This is a genomic window from Azoarcus sp. Soil_N_20, assembly GCF_057656155.1.
In genome coordinates, this window is record NZ_JBDGKX010000058.1 from 1 (window position 1) to 518 (window position 518).

1 protein-coding gene is annotated in these 518 nt (G+C 66.8%); it reads right to left on the reverse strand.

Going from position 1 to position 518, the window contains the following annotated elements; translation table 11 throughout:
* Positions 1–518 (reverse strand): branched-chain amino acid ABC transporter permease (locus AC3A35_RS27870; RefSeq protein ID WP_487439805.1); only part of this gene is annotated, 518 nt, incomplete at both ends.

A 518-nucleotide genomic window follows, 5' to 3' on the forward strand; every position in this document is an offset into this window, starting at 1 on the left:
AGCACATCCTGCAGCCATTGCTTGAGCACGGTGATCACGCCGGCGCCGACCAGCGCCCCCCACACGTGACCGGCGCCACCGACCACCGCCATGAACAGGTACTCGATGCCGATGTGCAGCCCGAACGGGGTCGGGTTCACGAAGCGCTGCATGTGGGCGTAGAGCCAGCCCGAGGCGCAGGCGTGCAGGGCGGCGATGACGAAGATGATCATCCGCGAGCGCGAGGTGTTCACCCCCATCGCCTCGGCCATCACCATGCCGCCCTTGAGGGCGCGGATCGCACGACCTTCGCGCGAGTCGAGCAGGTTCTGGGTGGTGAACACCGCCGACAGCAGGAACAGCCAGATCAGGTAGTAGATCTCCTCGCCCTGGTCGAGCACCCAGCCGAAGAGCTCGATCGGCGGGATGCCGGTCAGGCCGGTGTGGCCGCCCAGGGTCTCCATGGTGCCGAACAGGAAGTAGAGCGAGATCCCCCACGCGATCGTGCCCAGCGGCAGGAAGTGGCCGGAGAGCTTCAG